Genomic DNA, 2,461 nt, shown 5'->3' on the forward strand with positions numbered 1-2,461 from the left:
GTAAGCGCCTAATTAACCCCACCTAGAACTCCCCAAATAAGCTGTAGATAATTGCCTCCAATGAAACAACGGGAGCAAAGCAATGAAAGTGCAGTCACCACGTCATCAAATTTGGCAAGAACATATATGGGGATGGGAAAAGAGCGGTTTGACACAAAAGGCCTATTGCAATGAACAAGGTCTTAAGTTGGCTACCTTTGGTTTATGGCGCAAGCGATTACGAGCACCAGAGCAAGAGCGCATGTTGTTTATTAAAGCCAGTTCCAGAGTCCAGGAAGAAGGTGGTGCTTCAGGAAAAGTAGTGTTACAGCTCGTACTTCCTAATGGAGTTCGCCTTGGTTTGAATGAAGATATTAATGAGTCGATACTGCATCAGATACTTCATTTTGCAGGGGCATTATGATGCTTCGTTTGAGCACAGGAGTTTGCATTTATGTTGCTTCGCAGGCGATTGATTTTCGCAAAGCAATCAATGGATTGGCTGCGCTAATTACAGAGCAGTATGACACACCTGCTCAGGATGGTTCGGTGTATGTCTTTTATAATCGTGCGATGGACCGTGTGAAATGCCTGTTTTGGGATAAAAATGGCTTTGTACTGTACCAAAAACGTCTAGAGCGAGGCCGATTCAAAATGGGGAGAGCGGAAGAAAAGGCTCCTTATCAGATTAACCCACAGCAATTAGATTGGTTATTGGCAGGACTTGATTTTCGTCTGATGTCTGAGTTTCCGAATCTTGATTTTTCGCATTATTTTTAATGCAATTTGATAATTTTAATTAAAATATGCTCCATTTTTTGATATAATTTAACCATTAAAACGTTATGATGTTGAACCTAAAATGACCGATGTTTCTGCCTTATCACTAGAGCAATTACAGCAAGAAAATGCACGGTTGCTCGCACTAATTGAAGAGCAGGAAGACACCATAAAACAACAAAAGTCATCCCTTGAGACATTGCAACACCAACTCCACTTATTCCGTACTGCTCGTTTTGGTCGCAAAAGCGAGAAAGGTGTTGTGCCTGAACAAATGGTATTACAATTTGATGAAGCAGTTCCTGTGGTCGAAGCAAGCCCAACAGAACCTACTGTTGAACCAGAAACACAAACCATTACTTACACGCGCGCCAAAAAGAACACCGGAAGAAAACCACTTCCTCAATCACTACCTTATATAGAGCAGGTGTATGATTTAAGTGATGAAGAAAAACAATGCGCTTGTGGCTGTTCCTTGACTCACATTCGCGATGAAGTGACTGAGCAACTTGATGTGGTACCTCAGATGACCTTCCGTGTGGTTCACATCCGCAAGCAGTATGCTTGCAAAGCCTGTGAAAACACCATGAAGTGCGCGAAAAAACCGGAGCAACCGATTCCTCACTCCATTGCTACTCCAGGATTAATCGCTGCAATCATCAACTCCAAATTTCGTTGCCACATGCCTTTGTATCGACAAGAAACCATGTTCAATGAAGCAGGCATCTCACTCACCCGAGGAACCTTAAGTAACTGGGTGATTAAAGCGGCTGACTTACTGAGTCCTTTGGTTAAACTCATGGAAGATGACATCCAAAACCACGACATCGCTTATACCGATGAAACCACACTTCAAGTACTTAAAGAAAAAGACAGAGCGCCCACTCAAAAATCGTATATGTGGTTGTTTATTGGAGGCCCTCCTTCAAAGCGAGCCTTTGTTTATCAATATCATCCAACGCGCTCACATCAAATCCCTGCAGACTTCTTTGCCGATTTTCAAGGCTATTTGCATGCCGATTGCTATAAGGCCTATGTCGCTCTGGGTACGCAACAGCACATTCAGCATGTTGCTTGCTGGGCCCATGCGCGCCGTTACTTCGTTGATGTGGCCAAAACCACTAAAAAACACGGGCTGGCCCATGGTGTCATCACCCTCATAGGAACGCTTTATCAGTTAGAAAAGTCACTCAAAGAATCCAATGCTCAAGCTCCCTCTATCTTTGCTGCTCGCATTCAAAAAGCCAAGCCTATCGTGGATGAACTCAAAGAGCTCTTAGACCAGGCCAGTTTAAAAGTACTCCCAAAAAGTCCTTTAGGGCAGGCTGTCTTTTATGCCCTGACTCACTGGGAGGCTCTCAAAAGCTACCTCTATGATGGACGACTCGAAATCGACAATAACCTCTCCGAACGCTCTATCAAACCCTTCGTTATCGGCCGAAAAAACTGGCTCTTCCATGGCAACGATATTGGTGCTCGCTCTGGTGCCATTCTCTATTCCTTGATTGAAACCTGTAAATATCATAAAGTCGATGTCTTTTCTTGGTTTAAGTATGCTCTTACTCACATTCAACAGGCACATACCCTGGAGCAAATGGAAGCGCTACTTCCTTACAACATCAATGTCCAGCTCCTTGCTGATTTGAGAAGCATACCTCACTTGTGCTTTCCAAAATAGAAGGTACTTATTTAACCGCTTACA

3 protein-coding genes are annotated in these 2,461 nt (G+C 43.5%); all 3 read left to right on the forward strand.

Annotation, left to right across the window (positions count from 1 at the left end; translation table 11 throughout):
* Positions 1-82 precede the first annotated feature (82 nt).
* The gene (gene tnpA / locus ACQY7T_RS09585) at positions 83-403 is read left to right on the forward strand and encodes an IS66 family insertion sequence element accessory protein TnpA (RefSeq protein WP_428412980.1); all 321 of its coding nucleotides are present in this window, start codon (positions 83-85) and stop codon (positions 401-403) included.
* Positions 400-759, forward strand: a complete 360-nt coding sequence (tnpB, locus tag ACQY7T_RS09590) for an IS66 family insertion sequence element accessory protein TnpB (RefSeq protein ID WP_428412982.1) — start codon at positions 400-402, stop codon at positions 757-759. The genes tnpA and tnpB overlap by 4 nt, the downstream gene beginning before the upstream one ends.
* An 82-nt stretch (positions 760-841) precedes the next feature.
* On the forward strand, positions 842-2,437 hold the full coding sequence (gene tnpC, locus ACQY7T_RS09595) for an IS66 family transposase (protein ID WP_428412983.1): 1,596 nt from the start codon (positions 842-844) through the stop codon (positions 2,435-2,437).
* The last annotated feature ends 24 nt before the right edge of the window (positions 2,438-2,461 follow it).

Origin of the sequence: Legionella sp. (assembly GCF_965140895.1) — a bacterium.
In the GTDB taxonomy this organism is placed as follows: Bacteria; Pseudomonadota; Gammaproteobacteria; order Legionellales; family Legionellaceae; genus Legionella.